The sequence below is a fragment of the Streptomyces sp. NPDC053673 genome, assembly GCF_055585225.1.
Map to the genome: position 1 here is coordinate 167976 of NZ_JBVJKN010000006.1, position 22234 is coordinate 190209.

19 protein-coding genes are annotated in these 22234 nt (G+C 71.5%); 8 read left to right on the plus strand and 11 right to left on the minus strand.

The genetic code is table 11. From position 1 onward, the window contains the following. Positions 1 to 29: 29 nt before the first annotated feature. Both metF and ACZ6ZQ_RS11985 read left to right on the plus strand, forming a co-directional pair. Positions 30 to 947 (plus strand): methylenetetrahydrofolate reductase [NAD(P)H], encoded by a 918-nt coding sequence (gene metF / locus ACZ6ZQ_RS11980; RefSeq protein ID WP_469768403.1) that lies wholly within the window; start codon positions 30 to 32, stop codon positions 945 to 947. Between the two features lie 52 nt (positions 948 to 999). Next, positions 1000 to 1902: a hypothetical protein gene (locus tag ACZ6ZQ_RS11985; protein WP_469768404.1), complete on the plus strand. Its 903-nt coding sequence runs from the start codon at positions 1000 to 1002 to the stop codon at positions 1900 to 1902. A 203-nt stretch (positions 1903 to 2105) separates the two neighbouring features. Here ACZ6ZQ_RS11985 and ACZ6ZQ_RS11990 read toward each other — a convergent pair whose 3' ends face one another. From ACZ6ZQ_RS11990 to ACZ6ZQ_RS12020, 7 genes are all read right to left on the minus strand, one after another. Further along, positions 2106 to 3620 carry a phytoene desaturase family protein gene (locus tag ACZ6ZQ_RS11990; protein WP_469768405.1) on the minus strand — a complete coding sequence of 505 codons (1515 nt, stop codon included), beginning with the start codon at positions 3618 to 3620 and terminating at the stop codon, positions 2106 to 2108. 30 nt (positions 3621 to 3650) lie between these two features. Further along, positions 3651 to 4268, minus strand: coding sequence for a DUF4126 domain-containing protein (locus ACZ6ZQ_RS11995; protein ID WP_469768406.1), 618 nt, complete (start codon positions 4266 to 4268; stop codon positions 3651 to 3653). A 366-nt stretch (positions 4269 to 4634) separates the two neighbouring features. Then, positions 4635 to 5243 carry a TetR/AcrR family transcriptional regulator gene (locus tag ACZ6ZQ_RS12000; protein WP_469768407.1) on the minus strand — a complete coding sequence of 203 codons (609 nt, stop codon included), beginning with the start codon at positions 5241 to 5243 and terminating at the stop codon, positions 4635 to 4637. Positions 5244 to 5272: 29 nt separating this feature from the next. Continuing rightward, the gene (locus ACZ6ZQ_RS12005) at positions 5273 to 7360 is read right to left on the minus strand and encodes a YhgE/Pip family protein (RefSeq protein ID WP_469768408.1); all 2088 of its coding nucleotides are present in this window, start codon (positions 7358 to 7360) and stop codon (positions 5273 to 5275) included. Beyond that, on the minus strand, positions 7332 to 8321 hold the full coding sequence (locus ACZ6ZQ_RS12010; protein WP_469768409.1) for an ATP-binding cassette domain-containing protein: 990 nt from the start codon (positions 8319 to 8321) through the stop codon (positions 7332 to 7334). Before ACZ6ZQ_RS12010 ends, ACZ6ZQ_RS12005 begins: the two co-directional genes overlap by 29 nt. A 76-nt stretch (positions 8322 to 8397) precedes the next feature. Further along, positions 8398 to 9345 carry an MASE1 domain-containing protein gene (locus tag ACZ6ZQ_RS12015; protein ID WP_469768410.1) on the minus strand — a complete coding sequence of 316 codons (948 nt, stop codon included), beginning with the start codon at positions 9343 to 9345 and terminating at the stop codon, positions 8398 to 8400. Between the two features lie 54 nt (positions 9346 to 9399). After that, a complete protein-coding gene (locus tag ACZ6ZQ_RS12020; protein ID WP_469768527.1) occupies positions 9400 to 10266 on the minus strand; it encodes a PP2C family protein-serine/threonine phosphatase in 867 nt (288 codons plus the stop codon). A gap of 164 nt (positions 10267 to 10430) precedes the next feature. Here ACZ6ZQ_RS12020 and ACZ6ZQ_RS12025 point away from each other — a divergent pair, with 164 nt between their 5' ends. The 3 genes from ACZ6ZQ_RS12025 (at position 10431) to ACZ6ZQ_RS12035 (ending at position 12494) form a co-directional block, all read left to right on the plus strand. Then, complete coding sequence (locus tag ACZ6ZQ_RS12025; protein WP_469768411.1) at positions 10431 to 10970, plus strand: SAV_6107 family HEPN domain-containing protein; 540 nt, start codon at positions 10431 to 10433, stop codon at positions 10968 to 10970. A 93-nt stretch (positions 10971 to 11063) separates the two neighbouring features. Next, positions 11064 to 11822, plus strand: coding sequence for a methyltransferase (locus ACZ6ZQ_RS12030; protein WP_469768412.1), 759 nt, complete (start codon positions 11064 to 11066; stop codon positions 11820 to 11822). A gap of 279 nt (positions 11823 to 12101) precedes the next feature. Then, positions 12102 to 12494: a DUF3040 domain-containing protein gene (locus ACZ6ZQ_RS12035; protein ID WP_453666904.1), complete on the plus strand. Its 393-nt coding sequence runs from the start codon at positions 12102 to 12104 to the stop codon at positions 12492 to 12494. 396 nt (positions 12495 to 12890) lie between these two features. On the opposite strand, the gene ACZ6ZQ_RS12040 is transcribed toward ACZ6ZQ_RS12035, so the two are convergent. The 4 genes from ACZ6ZQ_RS12040 to ACZ6ZQ_RS12055 form a co-directional block, all read right to left on the minus strand. After that, positions 12891 to 15308, minus strand: a complete 2418-nt coding sequence (locus ACZ6ZQ_RS12040; protein ID WP_469768413.1) for a transglutaminase TgpA family protein — start codon at positions 15306 to 15308, stop codon at positions 12891 to 12893. Continuing rightward, positions 15305 to 16657, minus strand: a complete 1353-nt coding sequence (locus tag ACZ6ZQ_RS12045) for a DUF58 domain-containing protein (RefSeq protein ID WP_469768414.1) — start codon at positions 16655 to 16657, stop codon at positions 15305 to 15307. Before ACZ6ZQ_RS12045 ends, ACZ6ZQ_RS12040 begins: the two co-directional genes overlap by 4 nt. Continuing rightward, positions 16657 to 17712: an AAA family ATPase gene (locus tag ACZ6ZQ_RS12050; RefSeq protein ID WP_469768528.1), complete on the minus strand. Its 1056-nt coding sequence runs from the start codon at positions 17710 to 17712 to the stop codon at positions 16657 to 16659. Before ACZ6ZQ_RS12050 ends, ACZ6ZQ_RS12045 begins: the two co-directional genes overlap by 1 nt. Before the next feature lie 202 nt (positions 17713 to 17914). Continuing rightward, positions 17915 to 18457, minus strand: coding sequence for a beta-class carbonic anhydrase (locus ACZ6ZQ_RS12055; RefSeq protein WP_469768415.1), 543 nt, complete (start codon positions 18455 to 18457; stop codon positions 17915 to 17917). A gap of 307 nt (positions 18458 to 18764) precedes the next feature. Between ACZ6ZQ_RS12055 and rsmH the strand changes: the two genes are divergently transcribed. Genes rsmH through ACZ6ZQ_RS12070 form a run of 3 tightly spaced genes read left to right on the plus strand, consistent with a single transcriptional unit; the run spans position 18765 to position 22228 of the window. Next, positions 18765 to 19748, plus strand: coding sequence for a 16S rRNA (cytosine(1402)-N(4))-methyltransferase RsmH (rsmH, locus tag ACZ6ZQ_RS12060; protein ID WP_469768416.1), 984 nt, complete (start codon positions 18765 to 18767; stop codon positions 19746 to 19748). Positions 19749 to 19776: 28 nt separating this feature from the next. Beyond that, on the plus strand, positions 19777 to 20274 hold the full coding sequence (gene ftsL, locus ACZ6ZQ_RS12065; RefSeq protein ID WP_469768417.1) for a cell division protein FtsL: 498 nt from the start codon (positions 19777 to 19779) through the stop codon (positions 20272 to 20274). A gap of 4 nt (positions 20275 to 20278) precedes the next feature. After that, complete coding sequence (locus tag ACZ6ZQ_RS12070) at positions 20279 to 22228, plus strand: peptidoglycan D,D-transpeptidase FtsI family protein (RefSeq protein WP_469768418.1); 1950 nt, start codon at positions 20279 to 20281, stop codon at positions 22226 to 22228. Positions 22229 to 22234 lie beyond the last annotated feature (6 nt).

Below are 22234 nucleotides of genomic sequence, written 5' to 3' on the forward strand. Positions count from 1 at the left end.
GACCGGGGTGCCCTGGTTAACCTGCGAGTATGGCCCTCGGCACAGCTTCCACCAGGACGGATCGCGCACGCACCGTGCGCGAGCTGCTCGCCACCGACAAAACGTCGTACTCGTTCGAGTTCTGGGCGCCCAAGACGGAGAAGGGCGAACGGAACCTCTGGAACGCGCTGCGCCGGGTCGAGGCGGTGCAGCCGAACTTCGTCTCGGTGACGTACGGGGCCGGCGGCTCCACCCGTGCCGGTACGGTCAAGGCCACCCAGCAGATCGCCGCCGACACCACTCTGACGCCGGTCGCGCATCTCACCGCGGTCAACCACTCCGTCGCCGAGCTGCGCAACATGATCGGCCAGTACGCCGACGCCGGGATCAGGAACATCCTCGCGGTCCGCGGCGACCCGCCCGGCGACCCGATGGGCGAGTGGGTCAAGCACCCGGATGGCGTCCGGTACGCCGCCGACCTGGTCCGGCTGATCAAGGAGTCGGGCGACTTCTGCGTCGGCGTCGCGGCCTTCCCCGAGATGCACCCGCGCTCGACCGACTGGGATACGGATATCCAGCACTTCGTGGACAAATGCCGGGCCGGTGCCGATTATGCGATCACTCAGATGTTCTTCCATGCGGAGGACTATCTACGGCTCCGTGACCGGGTCGCCGAAGCCGACTGCGAAACCCCGATCATCCCCGAGATCATGCCCGTCACCAGCGTGAAGCAGATCGAAAGGTTCGCGCAGCTCAGCAACGCGTCGTTCCCGACCGACCTCGAACAACGGATCCGCGCCGTCAAGGACGATCCCGCCGCTGTACGCTCCATTGGGATCGAGTTCGCAACGGAGTTCTGCGCGCGTCTGCTCTCCGAGGGTGTCCCGGGGCTGCACTTCATTACGCTCAACAACTCCACCGCAACGCTCGAAATCTACGAGAATCTCGGACTGCACCAGCAGTCGTGACCGGCCGTACCCCGCCGCAACCCCTGGCGGAGGCCGCAGGAGAGGGGCGGGCATGGGCTGGACGGTGCTCTACATCGCGTTCGGCATTGTCGCGCTGTGGCTGCTCGGTGAAGTGCTGCTGCAGTACAAGGCGCGGCTGCGCTGGCGGCTTGTGGCGTTCGCCGGATTCCTGGGTGTGGTCATCGGCGTCCTGATGCCGAACGTGATCGTGATCGGGATCGGCGCATGCGCCTTCGCGATCGGCCAGACGTACGTCACGCTGTCCTTCCGGCGTGGCTTCTCCACCGGCTGGGCGCTCGGCGGCAGCCCGGGGTCCAGCCGCCGCCGCAAGTCCGGCGACGGCGGCGCCATGCGCGAGCCCACGCTCGAGGTGACCGACCTCGCCTATGAGCCGGCAGACTTCGCGGACCCGGCCGGCCGGCCCGGCCCCGACGGAGCCGAGCCCATGGCCGCGGAGACGACGGCCGTCTACGAGCCCCAGCCCCTGCCGGAGGACACCGGGCAGTACGGCATCTACACCGATTCGGCGTACGCCGCGAGCCAGGGACAGGGCCAGAACGAGACCTTCTACGGGAGTGGCGGCTACTCCTCGGGCTACCCGGACAGCCACTCCCAGAGCAGCTACGAACAACCGGTCGGCGCCCACGACGCCTACGCCGGGCCCTACGACTACGGCACCGGGCAGCAGCAGTACGCCGCGTACTCCGATCCGTACATCGGCGCCCAGGGCTACGGCTCGTACGACAGCTACGGCGGCCAGCAGCAGTACGCCGACCCGTACGCCGCCCAGCAGGGCTACAGCGAGACGCCCCCGGGCGGTGTCTGGGTGCCCCAGCAGCGCGACGGCGAGCAGATGCCCCCGGTCCCGCCGATGCCACCGGAGCAGCCCTCGCCGTACGGATACGGCCACCCGGGCTACGAGACCGACTACAACGGCCAGCCGTACCGCTACTGACCTCTCCCGCGGGACCCTGCCCCGGGCATCAACCCGTGTGCCGTTCCCCGGGATTCCCGCCCGCGGGCCCTTCGCACCGGCACGCAGGGACTCCAACACTCAGGGATCCCCGGCGCGCAGGGACCCCGGCACGCAGGGACTCCAGCACACAGGCACCCCGGCGCGCAGGGGTCCGGCACACCCGTACACAGGGACGCCTGCCGTCACTGCGAGCCGCGGAAGCCCTCGCCCTCGGTGATCAGCCCCGCGACCAGCGCCCCCGACATGCCCGCGTGGGCCAGCCCGCCACCCGGGTGGGACCAGCCGCCCGCGAAGTACAGCCCGGGCACGGGCGAGGTGTTGGCCGCGGGCAGCAGCTCCCCGCGCGCACCCGCCAACGCCGGGCCGGGCACCTGGTAGGCGCCCGTCTCGCGGAAGGTGTCCGCGGGAGTGCGCACCTCTCGCCAGAGCAGCCGCTCCCGCAGCCCCGGAACAGCGGCCTCCGCGGCTTCCACCATCCGGTCCGCGAACGCCTCCACGTCCGTGTCCCACGCTCCCCACAGGTTCTCCGACGACCAGGCACCACCGGCCGGGACGGTCGCGGTCACCGTGACCGCCTCGTGCCCGTCGTCGGGGAGCAGTCGCTCGTCGCCGGGCCGCAGCACCACCACCGTCGGCCGCTCGCACAGCCGTTGTCCCGCGCCGAGCGACTCCAGCTCGTCGGCCCGGTCGGCCGAATGCACCACCGTCCGATGGGCCGCGTCCGCCTCCCGGGCGCCGCGCAGCGCCAGACAGACGGTGACCCGTCCGGTCCGTATCGCCGTCTGGTGGCGCGGCCAGTCGTCCTGCTGCTCCCACTCCAGGATCTGGTCCCGGTACAGCGCGGGCACCGGCGCGCCCGTGACCACCTGGTCGGCCTCGAAGGCCCGGCCGTCCGCCAGCTCGACGCCGACCGCCCGGCCGTCCTTGATCCGTACGCCCGTCACCTCGGCGCCGAAGACGAACTCGACCTTCCGCTCGCGGCACCGCTCGTGGACGGCGTCCGCCAGCGCCCGCATCCCGCCCCGGACGTACCAGCTTCCGAACGTCTGCTCCATGTACGGCAGGACGGCGGCGGAGGCGGGCACGGTGGCCGGATCGAAGCCGTACGCCAGGGCGTGGCTCTCCAGCAGCGCCGCCAGCCGTGTGTCGCGCAGCTCCCGCCTGCCCACTTCGGCGAGCGTGCGCGCCGGGCGCCGCAGCAGCCCGCCCTTCAGCGCCGGGTAGGGGTCCCGGGTGAAGGGCGACGGGTCCGCGGGCAGCGGCTCCTCCAGCAGCGGCCGGCGCGAACGGTCCCAGGCATCCCGGGCGCGGCCCAGGAACTCGCCCCACGACTCACCCGCACCCGCCCCGAGTGCCGCGTCCAGCGCCGAGACGATCCCCGCCCGCGAGGCATTCGGCAGCGCCACGTCCGTACCGTCCGCGAAGACATGGCGGCTCGCCGGGTCGACCTGGACCAGCTCGACGCAGGCCTCCAGCGGCTCCTTGCCGGTCTTGACGAACAAGTCCCGCCAGACGGCGGGCAGATGCAGCAGCCCCGGACCGGTGTCGAAGGCGAAGCCGTCGCGCTCGAACCGGCCCACCGAGCCGCCGTAGGTCTCCGCGCGCTCGTACACCGTCACCCGGTGGCCTGCCACTGCCAGCCGGGCAGCCGCCGCCATGGCGCCCATCCCGGCGCCGATCACCGCAATCCGTGCCATGTCAGGGACTTTATCGGCCGCCACTGACAGTCACGGTGGCGGTGGCCCCGGCAGACCCGCAGCCACGCGTCTCTCCTCGCGGCGCTGCGCCCTGCGGCGCAGGAAGCGGCGGATCCGCGAGGCGAGGAAGACCAGTGTGATGATGCCCAGCACCAGCAGCATGGCGGCGATGATCGCCGCCGGCAGCGGATGGAAGATCGCGAACGTGATGATCCCGGCGACGCCGAGATCCTCGGCCGTGCTCATGGCGATGTTGCTGAACGGCTCGGGGGAGGTGTTGACCGCCATCCTGGTGCCCGCCTTCACCAGATGGCTCATCAGGGCCGTGGAGCCGCCCACCGCACCCGCCGCGAGCTCAGGAAGCGACCCGCTCTCGCCGGCCAGCAGCGCCGCCACGACCGCACCCGCCACCGGCCGGATCACCGTGTGGACGGAGTCCCAGGCCGAGTCGACGTACGGGATCTTGTCCGCCACCGCCTCGCACAGGAACAGCACCCCGGCGGCGATCAGGACATCGGCGCGCTGCAGCGACGCGGGCACCTCGTCGGTGAGCCCGGCCGCGCCGAAGACGCCCAGCAGCAGGACCACCGCGTAGGCGTTGATCCCGCTGGCCCAGCCGCTCGTGAAGACGAGGGGGAGTACGGACACGGACGCGATCGTAACCAGCCCGCCCGCCGCACGGGTGGGGATCAGTACGGGCGTCTGAGTATCCGTACCTAGTCCGCGAGATGAGTAGGTACGCGGATGGGCTCCCACCTGCGCGGACGGAAGAGTGGACACCACGGAAGGGGCGCGGCGCCGGTACCGCCGGCACGGGGCGGCGGAACGGCGCGGCGCACCTGACCGAACGGGGGTTGCCCGGACCGACAGCACCACAGGGCAACGGGGAATCGGGGGATTCGGGGGAACGGGGGATTCGGGGGAACGGGGGAAACGCCGGTCCGGTGAAGCTCGGGGGGATCGAGCTTCACCGGACCGGCTCTCTTTTTGCGTGTGTGCGTGTGTGCGCAGGCCCTAGCGGCCGCTCACCCGTCCGTGCAGCAGCCGCGACAGCGCCGCGTGGACGTCGTCGATCGAGCGCTCCCGCTGGAACGCCTGCCAGTCCAGCGCCGCGACCAGCACCATGCCGACGAGCGCGGCCGCCGTGAGGGGAATGTCGATCTCCTCGCTCAGCTCGCCCCGTTCGACGCCCTCCCTCAGGACCGTTTCGACCACGGCGACCGCCTGCTGACGGACCACCATCAGCGTGGACTGCCAGGCCCGGTTGGTGCGCCAGAGCTCGGCGACGTACAGCTGGGTGAAGGCCGGGTAGCGGTCGATGAAGCCGAGACCGGCCTTGATCATCGCGTCCAGTGCCTCGACCTTGGTGCCGCCGCGCTCCTCCGTCTCGTCGGCGGCCGCCTGGAGCGAGGCGGTGAGAAGCCCGACGCCGTACCGCAGCAGCTCCTCGAAGAGTTCGGTCTTGCTCTTGAAGTTGTAGTAGACCGTGCCCTTCGCGACTCCGGCGCGCTCGGCGATCTCGTCCACCGTCGTCGCGGAGAAACCCTGTTCGGCGATGAGGGTGACGGCCGCTTCGTAGAGCTTGGCCCGCGTCGCCTGTCTCCGGGTGCTGCTGCTGTTCATGGCGTCGATTCTCACAGGTTCGGCAGCTCTCACAGGCTCAGCTCGGGATGAAGACGGTCGAACGTCCACACCTGCTTGCGCCGCGCCGATACGGCGGTCAGCGCGAGAGCTCCGAGGGTGAAGGCGACCAGTACGGCCGTAGCCTGCCAGACCGGGCCGACTCCGCCGCCCGTGATCAGCCGGCGCAGCGACTCGACGACGTACGTCATCGGCAGGAAGGGGTGGATGGCGTTGAAGAACGCCGGGCTGGTCTGCACGGGATAGGTACCGCCCGCCGAGGTCAGCTGGAGCATCAGCACCGCCAGGACGAGAATCCGGCCCGCCGCCCCGAAGCGGGCGTTGAACCACTGGATGATCGCGGCGAAGCAGCACACCACCAGCGCCAGGAAGCCGACGGTCCCGGTGGCGCGAGCCATGTGCAGGCCGAGGCCCCAGTGCAGCACCGACATCAGGGCGGCGACCTGGAGCAGACCGATCGCTGCCACCGGCAGCCAGCCGGCCAGGGCGATCCGCCAGGCGGATGCTCCGGCGGCGAGGGCGCGCCGGTTGAGCGGCTGGATCAGCATGTACGCCACCATCGCGCCCACCCAGAGGGAGAGCGGGATGAAGTACGGGGCGAAGCCGGTGCCGTAGTTGTCCGCCTTGTGCAGCGACTGGGAGGCAAGCTGCACCGGATCGGCCATCACGTCCGTACGGCGGTCGCGGTCCTTCTTGTCGTAGTCGGGGATCTTGCCGACGCCGTCGTTGAGACCGCCGGCCAGCTCGCCGGAGCCGTCGACGAGCTTGAACATGCCGCCGTCCAGGTCGTTGGCGCCGTTCTTGAGCCGGCCGACTCCGGAGTCGAGGTCGGTGGAGCCCGTCTGGGCGCTGGCCAGCCCGGTGTGGATCTGGCCCGCGCCCTTGGCGATCTTGTGGGCGCCTGTGTTGAGCGCGTTGATCTTGGCGACGGCGGACTCGACGTCCTCGTCCAGGGACGGGGAGCGGTCCGCCAGGGCCTTCGCCTGCTTCTGGAGGTTCGTCAGATGGGTGTCGAGCTGCTTCAGACTGCTGTCGTTGTCCTTGATGAGCGCGTTGACGTCGTCGGCGATCGCGGCGGCGTTCGCCGAGGCGGTCTTGGCGCGCTCCAGGGCGGGACAGGCGGTCGCGTCGGGGATGAGGGCGTCCTCGCAGCGTGCCTTGTGGATCGCTGCCAGGTCGTCGGCGGCCTTGTGGGCGGTGGCCGCCGCGGCCGGCGCGGTCTTCACCAGTAGGCTCAGGTTGTTCCGGGCCGCCCGGGAGGTGTCCTCGACGAGGCGCGCCGTATCGCCGACCATCTTGCCGTTGTCCTTGAGGTACGGACGGACGTCCGCGGCGATCCCGTTGACCTTGTCGGCCAGCAGCTGGGTCTTGCCGGCGAGTGTCGCCGTGCCCGTCTCCAGTTCGCCGGCGGCCTTGTTGAGCCGGGTGATGCCGCCCGCGAGCTTTCCGCTGCCGTTCTTCGCGTTCTCCAGGCCGTTGGCGAGGTCCTTCGAGCCCTTCTTGGCCTTGCCGATCCCGCCCTTCAGCTCGTCGGCGCCCTTTGCGGCCTTCTCGGTCGCGTCATGGATGTCCGAGAACGAGATGAAGATCTTGTCGAGGAAGGAGCGGGAGGCGTTCTTCGAAGCCGACTTGCGCACCTCGGAGAAGACCGACCGGGAGATCTGCCCGACGATGTAGTTGTTCGCGTCGTTCGTCCGCACCTCCAGCGCGCCGGTCTCCGGGGCGTCGCCCGAGGCGGAGGCGATGCGCTTGCTGAAGTCGGCGGGCATGGTGAGCGAGAGGTAGTACGTGCCGTCCTCGACGCCCTTGCGGGCTTCCCCGGCGCTCACCTCGTGCCACTCGAAGACCTCGCTCTCGCGCAGGCCGTCGGTGATGTCGTCACCGGCGGTGATCTTCTTGCCGGCCGCGGTGGCGCCCTTGTCGTCGTTGACGAGTGCGACGGGAATCCGGTCGAGACGGCTGTACGGGTCCCAGAAGGACCACAGGTACAGGGCGCCGTAGAGCAGCGGCAGCAGCAGGATCGCGACGAGTGCGGCGCGCGGCAGCTTGCCCCTGCCGAAGCGCTTCAGCTCAAGCGCGGCCAGTTTCGGCGAGCGCATCGGCCGCCCCCTCCTCGGTGTCGTCTTCGTGCGTGGTGGCCGCGGGCGTGCCGGTCGACGGTTCCGCGTCCCCTGCGGGCTCCGTGTCCCCTGCGGGCTCCGTGTCCCCTGCGGGCTCTGCGGGATTCTCGGGTTTCGCGAGCTTCTCGGCCGCGGGCTTCTCCGGCTCTGCGGGCTTCGCGGGCTTCGCGGGCTCTTCGGCCTCGGGTGCCGCGGGCTTCACGGTGGACCCGGGCTTCGCGGAAGTGCCGGATGCCTCGGCCGCGTTCGTACCCGTACGGATCACGACCGCGTCCCGCGGGGCCTCGCTGCACACGGCCAGCACCGTCGTGCCGTTCGCCGCGATGCCGCGGAGGAGCTCCCAGGCCTCCGTCCGGTCGGAGTCGGAGAGCTTCAGATCGGTGTCGTCGAGGGCCAGCAGCCGGGGCCGGCCGATCAGCGCGAGGGCCACGGAGAGGCGGAGCGCCTCCAGCCGTTCCAGATCCCGTACGGCCGTGCGTCCCGCCTTCGGCAGGGCGTCCAGGTCGAGGCCCGCGGTGTCCAGCGCCGCCTCGATACGGCTCCACGCGGCCGCGGACCGCTCCGCCCGTGGCCTGAGCAGCGCGCGGACCGAGCCGTCGAACCGCCGCTGCAGCAGCGCACGCTCATGCAGATGCTCGTCGACGGTCAACGCCGGGTCGAGCTCGCTGACGCCCGGCACCGGGCCGAGCGCGGCGACACGGCGTACGGCCGCCATCTTGCGCGGCAGCCGCAGCCCGCCGACCTCCGCGTGGCCCTCGGCGGGCTTCATCCGGCCGGTGAGCGCGAGCAGCAGGCAGGTGCGGCCCGAGCCGGACGGGCCCTCGATCGCGATGAGCGAGCCGGGCCCGGCCTGGACGCTCACCCCCTGAAAGGCCCAGCCTCGTGGGCCCCTGAGTCCGAAGTTCTCGGCGCCGACCGCCGCCCCGTGCGGGCTGTCCACGCAGCCTCCCCTTTTTGAACTGACTGGTCAGTGCAAAAGTACCCGGGACCCGTGACCGAAGCAAAATCCGGGCCCGTCAGCGCTGGTCCGGCTCGATGCCCGCCACTATCTCGGCAAGCCGCGCGCACACGCGTTTGATCTCCTCGTGGGTCTCGTTCCGCTCGGTGATCACGGCCGCGAGGAGCAGTGCCGTCAGTGCCGTGGCGCCGTTGAAGGCCTGCAGCGTGACCATGTTGGCGAACAGGTCCTGACCCGCGAACGGGCCCACCTCACGGGCCGCGGCGAGGATCGTGAGCGTCGACACCGCCAGCGCGCACGGCGCCGCCCCGGCCAGCTGGAACCGGAACGCGGCCCAGATCAGGACCGGGAAGACCAGGAAGAGCAGGGACGAGCTGGCAGTTCTGGTCGCCAGGAGAGTGGCGACGAGCGTGCACAGCGTCAGCGCCGCCGCCTCGGCCCAGCGGCCAAGAGGGACATCCCGGGGCCATCGAGCCCTGCGGAGCATGAGCAGGAACGGGGTGACCACCAGGACACCCATGGCGTCCCCCGTCCACCACACCGACCACGCGGGCCAGAAGCCGGACGGCTCCAGAGCCCCGGCGAGCAGGAGCACACCGGTGCCCACGGTCGCACTGATCAGCATTCCGCCCAGTGCGCCGATGAAGATCAGCGCCATTACGTCCCGCAGCCGGTCCAGTTGCTCGTGGAAGCCCGCACGGCGCAGCAGCAGGTATGCGCACACCGGCGCCAGGGTGTTCCCGGCGACGATGCCCAGTACGGCCGGCACCGTCGGGCCGATCGACACATTGACCAGGAAGGCGCCGAGCGCGATGCCCGGCCAGCACCGCAGCCCGAAGAACAGCAGGCCGGCCAGAGCCACGCCCGTAGGCGGCCAGAGCGGCGTGACCTGGCCGCGCACCAGCTGCTGGAGAAGCCCCAGCCGTGCGGAGCCGTAGTAGGCGGCGGCCACAGCGAGGATCCGCAGCGCCGCGGAGCCGTAACCCCGGATCTCCTCGTTGCGCACTCCAGCAGTCTGCGCCGCCGATGGGCCCGCGGCGACTCAGGTGGCGCACAGCGGTTACCAGGGATCGTCCGCACCGGTCGCGGCGCGCTCCTGCGGATGGGGAGGACCGTCGTACCGGGCGACCAGGACGGCGGCATCGTCGCTCTGTCCGGTCAGTTCGGCCACCTTGATGACGGAGGAAGCCAGCCCGTCGGGATCGTCGTCGCCGATCCGGGCGTTCACCAGCCGGGCCACCTCCGCCAGACCCTCCTCCATCGGGTACGACGGCCCTTCCACGACTCCGTCGGTCAGCAGGACGAGCACCCCGGCCTCCTTCAGCCGCCGCCGGGTCACCGGGTACTTCTCGTCCGGCACGATGCCGAGGGGCGGGCCGCCGTTGTCGAGTGCGATGCCCGCACGGCCGTTGACCGTGGCCCACACCATCGGGACATGGCCGGCGCGGGCGATCGCGAGCCGGCCGCTGACCGGGTCGAAGCGCAGGAAGCAGCAGGTCGCGAAGAGGCCGAAACCCATCGAGAGCAACAGGTCGTTGGCGCGGCTCAGCACCTCTCCCGGATCGCTCGTGGCCCCGGCGAGGGCCCGCAGGCTGGTGCGGACCTGCCCCATGAACGCGACGGCCTCCACGTCATGGCCCTGCACATCGCCGATGGCGACCGCGATCGAGCCGTCCGCCATCACGAACGCGTCGTACCAGTCCCCGCCCACGTCCAGCCCGTCCCGCGAGGGCGCGTAACGGCCCGCGATGCGCAGCAGGGGCAGCTGCGGGAGCTCGGGCGGGAGCATATGGCGCTGCAGGGCCATGGCCAGCTCGACCCGCGCCCGCTGGACCTTGATCCGTTCCAGGGCCTGATCCACGAGACGCCCGAGTGTGACCAGCAAGGCCTGCGCACTGTCGGGCGAGTCACTGCGATCTCCGCGCATGACCGCTCCGAAGGTTCGCGCGTACTCCACGAATCACCTTAGCCCGCACCCGACCGCACCATCTCCACAGGGAGAAAGACCAGGTCAGAACCGATTGTCAGTGGTGGCATCCACGATGGACACATACGGCCACGGTGCCGTCACACGACGACAGGAGGTTCGTCATGGCCAGCTCCTACGCCGCTGCCGCACGCCGGCTCCGCACAGGCGGCCCTGCCCCCTCACTGACCGGTCCCGCGAGCGATGTCCACCCCGTGCTGCGGCGCTCCTCGGCGCCGCCCGCAGCACTCGACCTGCTCGACCAGGCGCGGGCGGGCCTCGACGAGGCCGCCACCCTGGACACGCCCAACGAGCGCTACGCCACCGCCCATCTCGCCGCGCTGCGCACCGCCGCGGCCGTGCTCGCCGCCCGTGGCCGGCCCGAGACCGGCCCGCGTCGCCGGACGCGGATTCGGTCCGCCTGGGAAGTGCTCCCCGAGATAGCCCCGGAGCTCACCGAGTGGAGTGCGCTGTTCGCCTCCGGCGCCCGGCGCAGGGCGCGCGCGGAGGCGGGCATCCAGGGTGCGGCCAGCGCCCGTGACGCCGACGATCTGCTGCGCGACGTGGCCATGTTCGTGCGCCTGGTCGAGCGGCTGTTGGTGCTTCAGCCGGTGCTGCCGCAGCCCCGGCCCGACCAGCCGGGGAAGGGAGAAGCCGCAGGATGACGGGGACGCCCCGTTGAGGCAATAGGGTGGAGCGAGCCTGCATCGTTCACGCCCCGTCAGCCGGGGCGGCACCGCGCCGAGGAGTCAACTGCCGTGTCGGACCAGCTGCGCCCCCGCGCCTCCCTTCGTACCGCCGTGGTCTGGGAGGTCCTCACGGACGCCCTGGACCGCCGGGTCAAGGCGACCGGGAGGGACGCCCTGGACGTGCTCGACACCGGCGGCGGGTCCGGCAACTTCGCGGTGCCCGCCGCCCGGCTCGGCCACCGTGTCACCGTCGTCGACCCCAGCCCCAACGCGCTGTTCGCGCTGGAGCGACGCGCCGCCGAGGCCGGGGTCGCCGACCGCGTGCGCGGCGTTCAGGGTGATGTCCACGGGCTGTTCGACGTGGTCGAGCGAGAGGGCTTCGACACGGTCCTGTGCCACGGCGTGCTGGAGTACGTCGACGACCCCGCCGAAGGCGTGCGGAACACGGTGGAGGCGCTGCGTCCCGGCGGATCACTCAGCCTGCTCGCGGCCGGACTCGGCGGTGCCGTCCTCGCCAGGGCCCTGGCCGGGCACTTCACCGAAGCCCGCCACGCGCTCAGCGACCCGGCGGGGCGCTGGGGCCAGGGCGACCCGGTGCCGCGCCGGTTCACCGCCGAGCAGCTCACCGAGCTGGTCGCCGGGGCGGGCCTGGAGGTCGGTTCCGTACACGGCGTCAGGGTCTTCGCCGACTTGGTTCCTGGCGTCCTCGTGGACACCGAGCCGGGTGCCCTGGACGCCTTGCTCAAGCTGGAGGAGGTGGCCGCCGAGCTGCCCGCGTTCCACTCGGTCGCGACCCAGCTCCACGTTCTGGGCGAGAAGCAAGGCTGACCTGTTGCCGCCCCGTCGCTGCCAGCCGCTGATCAGGGGCGCAGCTGCAGATGGAGTACGCCACAGGCCACCCGATCGGGACGTTCGCCCCGTATGATCGGGGGACACCATCCGGCATGACGGACAGGCGGTTGGGGAATCAAGGCCTCAGCAGTCGATCCGGCATGGCGGCCCCGAAGGCAATCGGGCATTGGGCGGGTTTCATGGGGGCGATTCCCTGCCTATCCTGAAAGGGCCGCGTACCGGTCGCCCCCAGCGACCGACGACTAGGAGGACTCCGTGCCGCTCTCGGAGCACGAGCAGCGAATGCTCGAGCAGATGGAGCGAGCGCTGTACGCCGAAGATCCCAAGTTCGCGACAGCGCTTGAGGGAAGCGGGCTGCGTACGTACACCCGGCGACGGGTCTACCAGGCGGTCGTCGGCTTCCTGGTGGGTATCGCGCTCCTCATGGCCGGAATGGTCACCGTGCAGATCTGGCTCAGCGTGGTGGGTTTCCTCGTCATGCTCGGCTGTGCGGTCCTCGCGGTCACCGGCTGGCGCAAAGCGCCCAAGCCGGGTGAGCAAGGCGGCCCCGGGGCCCAGGCCACAGGCCGACAGCCCAGGCAGCGCCGGTCGATGATGGACCGGATCGAGCAGCGGTGGCAGCGCCGCCGCGACGAGCAGGGCCACTGAGCCCATCTGATCTTCGCCGTAGGGGCGCGGCTGCGAGCTGGTACGAGCGCACGCGCAAACGGGTGAGGGACAACCGCACGTCAGCGGTTGTCCCTCACCCGTTTGGCGTACATGGGGTGTGTCCACGCGCCCGTCGGCGGAACGTCTGAGGCACCGGAGCACACGGCCTCCTCGAAGCTCCGTCCCTACGCGGGCCGGCACCTGCCTCGCCCCGGCCTTCCGCTTCCGGTCTCGCCGCGCGGCCTCCGGTCCCGGCCGGCCGGGCGGGCATCCCGCAGCGTGTCCCACAGTGTGCCACGGTCCGAGCACAGCCGCCCCGGTGCCCGCGCCGCAAAGGGCAGCGCGGCTGCCCGAGCCGGGCGGGGTCGCCCCCGCCCGGCCGGAAGCCGCCCCTCGTCAGCCGCGCTGCCGGGACGGCCTGCGCAGCTGTGCCGTCCAACGGTCCACAAGGCGGCGCCGGGCAGCCGTCCAGCGGTCCGTGAGCGCGTTCCACCGCTCCGAGAACGCCCACGCCAACCGGACCGTCGAGCGCGGCAGGAACAGGGCACGCAGCCGTGTCCCCCGGCTTGCCGAGGCGGTCAGCCCCGTACGGACCCGTCCCACTTCGTCGGCCAGACCCGCGCCGGGCCGGGGGTTCGGCGCGTACAGCACCTGCTCCACCGCGTGGGCCACTCGGTGCACCGAGTCGGCGGGCGCGCCCTCCAGGCGGCCGAGCCGCACGATGCGCGCGGCGGCCTTGCGCGGCGTCTGCGACTCGTCCGGCAGGATGCCGTGGTCCCAGGCCGTGTCGGCGATCTCCTCCCAGGCCGCCAGGGTCCGGGCGGCGGCGTCCTCGGGTGTACGCCCGTCGGAGCCGAGCCGGCGGGTCCGTACCCGCAGCCGCCACAGCAGCGGCAGCAGCGGTATGAGCACCACGCCGGCCCCCGCACCGATCCACAGGAGGATCGTCTGCAGCGACACTCCCTCCTCGGTGGGCGGCAGCACGTCCTGCGGCGCCGCGGCCCCGCACTCCCCGAGCCGGCGGTCCTGCGGCGAGCAGCTGTCCGACTGCGACGGGACGGCGGGCAGCGCCACGGAAGCGCTCGGCTCCGGCTCCGCCGGACTCGTCGGACCGCCCGACGGGGTGCCGGGACGGGTGTAGTCGGGGACACTGCCCCGGGTCGGCGTCGGCTCGAACCTCGTCCACCCCACACCCTCGAAGTACAGCTCGGGCCAGGCGTGGGCGTCGCGGTTGCTGACCGACATCGCCCCGCCCGCACTGGGCGTACCGGGGGTGAAGCCCACGGCGACCCGCGCCGGGATCCCCAAGGTCCGCGCCATCGCGGCCATGGAGAACGAGAAGTGGATGCAGAAACCTTCTTTGTTCTTCAGGAAGCGGGAGATCGCCTGGACGCCACCGCCCGAGTCCACCTCGGTGTCGTAGGTGAAGCCGCCGTCCACGGCGAAGTAGTCCTGGAGTTTGACGGCCCGCTCGTAGTCGTTCGTCGCGCCCTTCGTCACCTGGCGCGCCGTGGCCGGCACGTCGGCCGGGAGCGAGTCGGGCACCTTCGCGTACTCACGCAGCACCGACGCGGGGGCCTTGGGCGCCCGGGCGAGCTGCTCCGCCGTCGGTTTCACCTGGAGGCTGTTGACCGAGTACTGCAGTCCGCCGGTCGTCTGCTGGTGGTCGCCGACGATGGTCCGCCTGGCGGGGTCGAAACGCCAGTTCCCGCCGACTTCCACCTTGGTCGCCGGATACGGCATCGGCAGCCAGCCCTGCTTGTACGACTCCGCGGCGGACACGTTCGTCCTGATCTCGGTCGTGCTGACGCTCTGGCCCAGACCGTCCGGCCGGGGGAGCCGGTCGGGGATGTCGGTGACCTTGCGCACCGAGAACTTCCACGCGCCGCCGTCGAACTGATCCAGCGCCATGATCCGCAGATACATGTCGCCCGTGGAGCCCGCGTTGGTCTTGTACTTCAGCCACTCGCGGGCCTCGGGCTGGTTGAGGCTGTCCTGCAGCGTCACCACCGGGTTCACCGCATTGATCGTGCCGCCGCCCGGGCCTTCTCCCGTACCGGCGCCGGTGTTGCCCAGCAGCCCGCTGCCCAGAGCGGGCAACGCCGCCGGGACGACGAGCGCGACGCCCAGCGCGACCACGCCGATCCGCCGGCCGGTACGCACCGGCGCCTGCGCCGGCCTGTCGCCCGTGTCGAACCCGGCCGCACCGCGCGGCGGAGCGCCGCCGAACACCCGGCCCCACTGGGAGAGCCGGTCCCGGCCCTCGGCCAGCAGAAGCAGCAGATAGCCCGAAGCCGCCAGCAGGAACGTCAGCCAGCTCGCGCCGCCGCCGGACAGCCCGGCGGCCACCGAGTACAGCGCGAGCAGTGGCAGACCGGCCGGGGCGGCGCTGCGGTAGGTCACCGCGAGCGCGTCCACCGCCAGCGCGATCACCAGCACCCCGCCGACCAGCATCAGCCGGATGCCTTCGGTGGCCGGCGCCGGGATCGCGTACTGACCCACGTCACCGGCGCCCGCGGACAGCAGGTCGGCGAAGCGGGTGAAGACGTCGGGTCCCGGGATCAGTCCGATGAAGGCCTGCTCCCTGGCGAAGACCAGGGTGAGCAAGAGCAGCACGAGGACCGCCTGGGCCGCCACGGTCAGCGGCCGCGCCAGCGGCACCCGCCGGGCCAGCGCGCCGGCCCCACTGACCATTGCCACCAGGAACGCGGCCTGCAGCATCCACGTAAACGGATCGACCAGCGGCAGCAGTGCGCACGCCGCCATCAGCGTGGCGGCGAAGGCGCACAGGGCGAGCCTTCCGCGACCGCTCATGACCATCCCCCAGAAAGACCTGTCGTACCGGCCGCGGCGGTGTCGGTGCGCTCGCGGGCGGCCTGCCGCCACAGATCGGGCAGCGCCCCGCCGGGCGGGACGGCGACCGCCGTCCACCCGGCCTCGCGCAGCCTCCGCAGCCGTTCCCCGACGGCGTCGTCCACCGCGCCGCCCGTCACCCAGGGGCCGCTGTCCAGGACGAAGGCGACCGCGGCACCACTGCGCTGCCGCATCCGGGCCGCGACCGCGGCCTGCTCCTCGTCCAGATCGCCGACGAAGGCGACCAGCAGCCCCTCGTTCCCGCCGCGCAGCACGTCGTACGCGCGCGAAAGCCCCGCTCCGTCCGAGTGGTCCACCACCGCGAGAGCGTCCAGCATCAGCCCGGCCGACTCGGCGGACTCCTGCGTGGCCCCGGCGAAACCGTCGGCCCCCTCGCCGGGCACCGACGTCCCCGTGTCCGTCAGCAGCCGGACCGAGAAACCCCGCTCCAGCATGTGCACCAGCACCGAGGCCGCGCCCGAGACCGCCCACTCGAAGGCCGAGTCGGGGCCCGCGCCCTGGTAGGCGACCCGTCGGGTGTCCAGCAGCACCGTGCACCTGGCTCGCTGCGGCTGTTCCTCGCGCCGGACCATCAGCTCGCCGTAGCGCGCGGTGGAGCGCCAGTGCACCCGGCGCAGATCGTCCCCGTGCCGGTACGTACGCGGAATCACGTCGTCCTCACCGGCCAGGGCCAGTGACCGCTGGCGGCCGTCGCCGTACCCGGCGGCCTCGCCCGACAGCCGCACCGGTGGCAGCGGCTCGGTCCGCGGGATGACGGTCAGCGTGTCGTAGGCGCTGAAGGAGCGGGTCAGCTCGCACATCCCGAACGGGTCCGTGAGCCGCAGCTGCAGCGGTCCGAGCGGATAGCGCCCGCGCAGATCCGAGCGGACCCGGTACGACACCTCGCGGCGGCCGCCCGCCTCCACCCGGTCCAGCACGAACCGGGGCCGCGGCCCCAGCACGTACGGCACGTGGTCCTGCAGCATCAGCAGACCCGTGGGCATCCGCGAGACGTTGTCCATCCGCAGATGCACCCGCGCCTCGGACCCGGCCGGTACCCGGGACGGGAACAGCCGGCGGCTGCCCGCCACCCGGTAGCGCGTGCGGTACAGCACGGCCACACAGATCAGGGGCAGCACGGCAAGCAGCATCCCGACCCGGAGCAGATCGCCCTGCCCCAGCACATAGGCGCACACAGCCGCGGCCACACCGGCCGCCAGGAAGGAACGGCCGCGTGTGGTCAGCCCGCCGAGAGCCGCCCGCAGACCGCCTTTCTCCTCATCGCCGGCGGCAGGGCTCCCGGCCGCCATCAGAGCCGCCGGACGCCGGGCCGCTGCTGGCCGTAGAGCGCGCCGCCGCCGGGAACCTGCCGGCCCGCGTCGCCGTATCCGGTGTCCGAGCCCGAGGTGGGTACCGGCGTGCGCTGCAGGATCTCCTGCACGACCTGCTCGGCGGTGCGGCGGTTCAGCTGCGCCTGAGCGGTGGGCAGCAGCCGGTGCGCCAGCACCGGCACCGCGAGCGACTGCACATCGTCCGGCAGGGCGTAGTCCCGGCCGCTGAGGGCGGCCGAGGCCTTCGCGGCGCGCAGCAGATGCAGCGTGGCGCGCGGCGACGCCCCCAGTCTCAGATCGGGGTGGTTGCGCGTGGCGGCGACCAGTTCCACCGCATACCGGCGCACGGAGTCGGCGACATGGACCGTGCGCACCGCGTCGATCAGCTTCACCATGTCGTGGGCGTGCGCCACCGGCTGCAGATCGTCGAGCGGCGACACCTCACCGTGCACATCGAGCATCTGGAACTCGGCCTCCGGGGTCGGATACCCCATCGACACCCGGGCCATGAAGCGGTCGCGCTGCGCCTCTGGCAGCGGGTACGTGCCCTCCATCTCCACCGGGTTCTGCGTGGCCACCACCATGAAGGGATGGGGCAGTTCGTACGTCTGCCCGTCGATGGTGACCTGCCGCTCCTCCATCGACTCCAGCAGCGCCGACTGGGTCTTGGGCGACGCGCGGTTGATCTCGTCGCCGATCACTATCTGCGCGAAGATCGCGCCCGGCTTGAACTCGAAGTCCCGCCGTTGCTGGTCGTAGATCGACACACCCGTGATGTCCGACGGCAGCAGGTCCGGCGTGAACTGAATACGCCGTACCGAGCAGTCGATGGAGCGTGCCAGCGCCTTGGCCAGCATCGTCTTGCCCACGCCCGGAACATCCTCGATGAGCAGATGTCCCTCGGCCAGCAACACTGTCAGCGAAAGCCGTACGACCTCAGGCTTGCCCTCGATCACACTCTCCACCGACCTGCGGACACGCTCCGCTGTGGTGGTCAGATCTGTGAGGCTCGCTCGATCGTCATAGGTCGTCACCCGGCCCTCCTCGGCCCGTTCCATGGGCCGATGCGCTGCTTACGGCACGGCCCACCCCAAAACACGGACACCCCCTCCGGTCGGTTCCGTAGAGGTGTCACACCCGCATTCTTGTTGCCGTTACCGCTTCGTGTCACTCGCCTGTGGATAACTGGGCGCGATATGTCAGGGGTTGCTGTCTTTGGTTGCTGTCCTTCGCGGCTCACACAGCAGGGTCGATCTCCCGCAGCAATCCGCTCGTGACGTCGAAGACGAAGCCGCGGACATCGTCGGTGTGCGGCAGGAACGGCGAGGTACGCACCCGCTGCATCGACTGCCGTACATCCTGGTCGACGTCGCGGAACGCCTCCACCGCCCAGGCCGGCCGCTGCCCCACCTCGTCCTCCAGCTCGTGCCGGAAGTCCTCGGTCAGACTCTCCAGACCGCAGTTCGTGTGGTGGATGAGTATCACGCTGCGGGTCCCGAGCGCGCGCTGGCTGATCGTGAGCGAGCGGATCACATCGTCGGTGACGACACCGCCGGCGTTGCGGATGGTGTGGCAGTCGCCCAGCTCCAGGCCGAGCGCCGCGTGCAGATCGAGCCGGGCGTCCATGCACGCCACCACGGCGACCTGCAGCACGGGTCGCGCGTCCATCCCGGGGTCGTCGAAGCCCGCGGCGTAGCGCGTGTTCGCGTCGACGAGCCGGTCGGTGACCGTGCCGCGCGCGAGGGCGGCGTCTGCGGGGAGGTTTGCGGAGGTCGACATGTCTATGACGGTAGTGGCCACGGCCGCCCGTGGCCCGCTGTGAGAGCGGACAAAGGCGTCAATGACGCCTGTTGTGAGGTAACCCACAGGCGTGAGCGGGCCGGGCCCATATGGGTGAGCTGTCCCGATTGCGGCCACGCTGCCGGACGGCCCGTGCGACGCGCCAGCCGGTTGATTGACCGGCCCGGTCAGTGGACTAAAGTGACGCGCAGTTCACGGACACTTCCTGCACATTTCCACGATTTCCCCGCGCGTGCGGCAAAACGTACGGCCCGGCCTCCGCCCGCGCCGGACCTGAGAGGGCGCATTGAGCCAGCGACACGTCCCGGTGATGCTCCAGCGGTGCCTGGACCTGTTGGCGCCCGCCCTGGAGCGGCAGCCCGGTGCGGTCCCCCCTGCCGAAGGCCGGGAGCCGGTCGTCGTCGACTGCACCCTCGGCCTCGGCGGACACAGCGAGGCCCTGCTCACCCGCTTCCCGGACGTACGGCTCGTCGCGCTCGACCGGGACAAGGAAGCGCTGCGGCTGTCCGGCGAGCGGCTCGCCCCGTTCGGCGACCGCGCCACCCTCGTGCACGCCGTCTACGACGAGCTGCCGGACGTCCTCGACCGGCTCGGCATCACCGGCGTCCAGGGCGTCCTCTTCGACCTCGGCGTGTCCTCCATGCAGCTCGACGAGGCCGACCGCGGCTTCGCCTACGCCCAGGACGCACCGCTCGACATGCGCATGGACCAGACGACCGGGGTCAGCGCCGCCGAGGTCCTCAACACCTACCCGCCGGGCGAGCTGGTGCGGATCCTGCGCGCGTACGGCGAGGAGAAGCAGGCCAAGCGGATCGTCGCGGCCATCGTGCGGGAGCGGGAGAAGGCGCCCTTCACCACCAGTGCCCGGCTCGTCGAGCTGATCCGCGACGCCCTGCCGCAGGCCGCCAAGCGCACCGGCGGCAACCCCGCCAAACGCACCTTCCAGGCCCTGCGCATCGAGGTGAACGGCGAGCTGACGGTCCTGGAACGGGCCATCCCGGCTGCCGTCAAATCCCTCGGCGTCGGCGGCCGGATCGCCGTCCTCTCGTACCACTCGCTGGAGGACCGGCTGGTCAAGCAGGTCTTCGCGGCGGGAGCGGCCAGCACCGCGCCACCCGGCCTGCCCGTCGTCCCCGAGCGCTACCAGCCCCGGCTGAAGCTCCTCACCCGCGGCGCCGAACTGCCCACGGAGGAGGAGGTCGCCGAGAACCGCCGGGCGGCGCCCGCACGGCTGCGCGGCGCGGAGCGCATCCGCGAGGACGAGCGGTGACAGCAGCCGCGGCGAGGGAGGACGAGCGGTGAGGAAGGGCGCCGGACAGCTCAAGGGGCGGGCCGCGCGGCTCGCACGGCTCATGCCGTCCGGGCCCAGCACCGCGGCCCGGACCCCCTTCGTCCTGCTGGTCGTCGTACTGCTCGGCGGCGGCCTGATCACCCTGCTGCTGCTCAACACCTCCCTCAACGAGGGCTCGTTCAAGCTGAGCGAGCTCAAGAAGAAGACCACCGAACTCACCGACGAGGAGCAGGCGCTCCAGCGGGACGTGGACGGCCGCTCCGCCCCCGACGCGCTGGAACGGCGGGCCCGCGAGCTCGGCATGGTGCCCGGCGGCAGCCCCGCCTTCCTCGGCCCGGACGGCACGGTCCGCGGGAAGCCGAAGAAGGCCCAGGCCGACCCGTCCGCCGTACGGGTCCCCGCCAAGCCGGCTGCCGAGCCCCCTGCCGAGCCGACTGCCGTGCCCCCCGCCGAGCTCCCCGCGTCCGGTACGCCGAAGCCGCCCCCCACGACCCCCGGCAGGTGACGCAGTGCCCCTCAAGGAACCACCGCGCCGCCGTGTGCCGGGCCCCGCGCGTCCCGGCGGCACCGCGAACCGCAGCCGCCCCGCTCAGCGCCGGCCCCGCCCGACCGCCGGGCCCCGCCACATCCGGCTCGGCAGCCCCCGCCCCCGGCTGCGGCTGGTCAGCCTCGCCTTCACCCTCGTCCTGCTGGTGTTCGTCGTCCGGCTGCTCCAGGTGCAGGCCGTCGACGCGGGCACGTACGCGGCCCAGGCGGAGAAGAACCGGTACATGAACCACAAGCTGGCGGCCGAGCGCGGCGAGATCACCGACCGTTCCGGGATCGCCCTCGCCACCAGTGTCGACGCGTACGACATCACGGCCGACCCGCAGATGTTCACGCCCGAGGAGAGCAAGGCCCCGGACGCGCCGGAGCAGGCCGCCGCGCTGCTGGCACCGATCCTCGGCCAGGACGCCGCCGAGCTCGCGAACAGACTGAAGGCCCCCAAGTCCCGCTACACCGTCCTGGCCCGCCGCCAGACGCCGCAGGTCTGGAACCAGATCAAGGACCTCAAGAGCGCCTTCGCCAGGAAGGCCAGAGCGGACAAGGCCAAGGGCGGTCCCGGCGCCGACGTCCTCGCGGGCGTCTTCCGGGAGGCCAGCAGCAAACGCGTCTACCCCAACGGCGATCTCGCCGCCGGGATACTCGGTTACGTCAACGCCGACGGCCGCGGTGCCGGCGGCCTGGAGTCCATGTTCGACAAGGATCTCGCCGGCGAGGACGGAAAGATCTCGTACGCCCAGTCCGGCGGCCGGCGGGTGCCCACCGCCGGAACCCGCGAGACCCCCGCCGTCCCCGGCTCCGACATCGAGCTCACCATCGACCGTGACATCCAGTGGGCCGCCCAGCGGGCGATCGACGAGCAGGTGACGAAGTCCAAGGCGGACCGCGGCTACGTGATAGTGCAGAACACCAGGACGGGAGAGGTCCTGGCGATGGCCAACGCCCCGGGCTTCAACCCCAACGACCTCTCCCAGGCCAACGCCGCGGCCATGGGCAACGCCGCTCTCCAGGACGTGTACGAGCCCGGCTCCACCAGCAAGGTCATGTCCATGGCCGCCGTGCTGGAGGAGCAGGCCGCCACGCCCGGCACCCATGTCACCGTCCCCAACCGGCTCCACCGCGGAGACCGGCTCTTCAAGGACGACATCGACCACCCCACCTGGTACCTGACGCTCAACGGCGTGCTCGCCAAGTCCAGCAACATCGGCACGATCCTCGCGACCGGTCAGCTCGGCGACACCCAGCCGGAGGCCAACAGGGTCCTCTACTCCTACCTGCGGAAGTTCGGCATCGGCAGCCCGACCGGGCTCGGCTACCCCGGCGAGACCCCCGGCATCCTCGCCAAGCCCCAGGACTGGTCCACCTCGCAGCAGTACACGATCCCGTTCGGCCAGGGACTGTCGTTGAACGCGATGCAGGCCGCCTCGGTGTACTCGACCATCGCCAACGGCGGCGTACGCATCGAACCCACCCTGGTCCGCGGCACCAGGGGCCCCGGCGGGCGCTTCGATCCGGCCCCCGCACCCAAGAAGACCCGTGTGGTCAGCGAGAAGACCGCGAAGACCCTCGCCACCATGCTCGAGTCGGTGGTCGGCGACGAGGAGGGCACCGGCACCAGGGCCCGGATCCCTGGCTACCGCGTCGCGGGCAAGACCGGCACGGCGAACAGGGTCGACCCGAAGCTCGGCCGCTACAAGGGCTACACCGCCTCCTTCGCGGGCTTCGCACCGGCCGACGATCCGCAGATCACCGTGTACTGCGCCATCCAGAACCCGACCAAGGGCAGCTACTTCGGCGGCCAGATCTGCGGACCCATCTACAAGAAGGTCATGGAGTTCGCCCTCAAGACCCTGCAGGTCGCTCCGACCGGCAACGCCCCCGCCCGGCTTCCGGTCACCTTCGAACCCGGTCCGTGACCCGGG

Bases quoted from the DNA above. Each gene is read 5' to 3' on its own strand.
- ACZ6ZQ_RS12055 (WP_469768415.1), bottom strand. From the start codon at position 18,457: ATGTCGACCTCCGCAAACCTCCCCGCAGACGCCGCCCTCGCGCGCGGC.
- ACZ6ZQ_RS11985 (WP_469768404.1), top strand. From the start codon at position 1,000: ATGGGCTGGACGGTGCTCTACATCGCGTTCGGCATTGTCGCGCTGTGG.
- ACZ6ZQ_RS12045 (WP_469768414.1), bottom strand. From the start codon at position 16,657: ATGGCGGCCGGGAGCCCTGCCGCCGGCGATGAGGAGAAAGGCGGTCTG.
- ACZ6ZQ_RS12025 (WP_469768411.1), top strand. From the start codon at position 10,431: ATGGCCAGCTCCTACGCCGCTGCCGCACGCCGGCTCCGCACAGGCGGC.
- ACZ6ZQ_RS12040 (WP_469768413.1), bottom strand. From the start codon at position 15,308: ATGAGCGGTCGCGGAAGGCTCGCCCTGTGCGCCTTCGCCGCCACGCTG.
- ACZ6ZQ_RS12005 (WP_469768408.1), bottom strand. From the start codon at position 7,360: ATGCGCTCGCCGAAACTGGCCGCGCTTGAGCTGAAGCGCTTCGGCAGG.
- ACZ6ZQ_RS11990 (WP_469768405.1), bottom strand. From the start codon at position 3,620: ATGGCACGGATTGCGGTGATCGGCGCCGGGATGGGCGCCATGGCGGCG.
- ACZ6ZQ_RS12020 (WP_469768527.1), bottom strand. From the start codon at position 10,266: ATGCGCGGAGATCGCAGTGACTCGCCCGACAGTGCGCAGGCCTTGCTG.
- metF (WP_469768403.1), top strand. From the start codon at position 30: ATGGCCCTCGGCACAGCTTCCACCAGGACGGATCGCGCACGCACCGTG.
- ACZ6ZQ_RS12000 (WP_469768407.1), bottom strand. From the start codon at position 5,243: ATGAACAGCAGCAGCACCCGGAGACAGGCGACGCGGGCCAAGCTCTAC.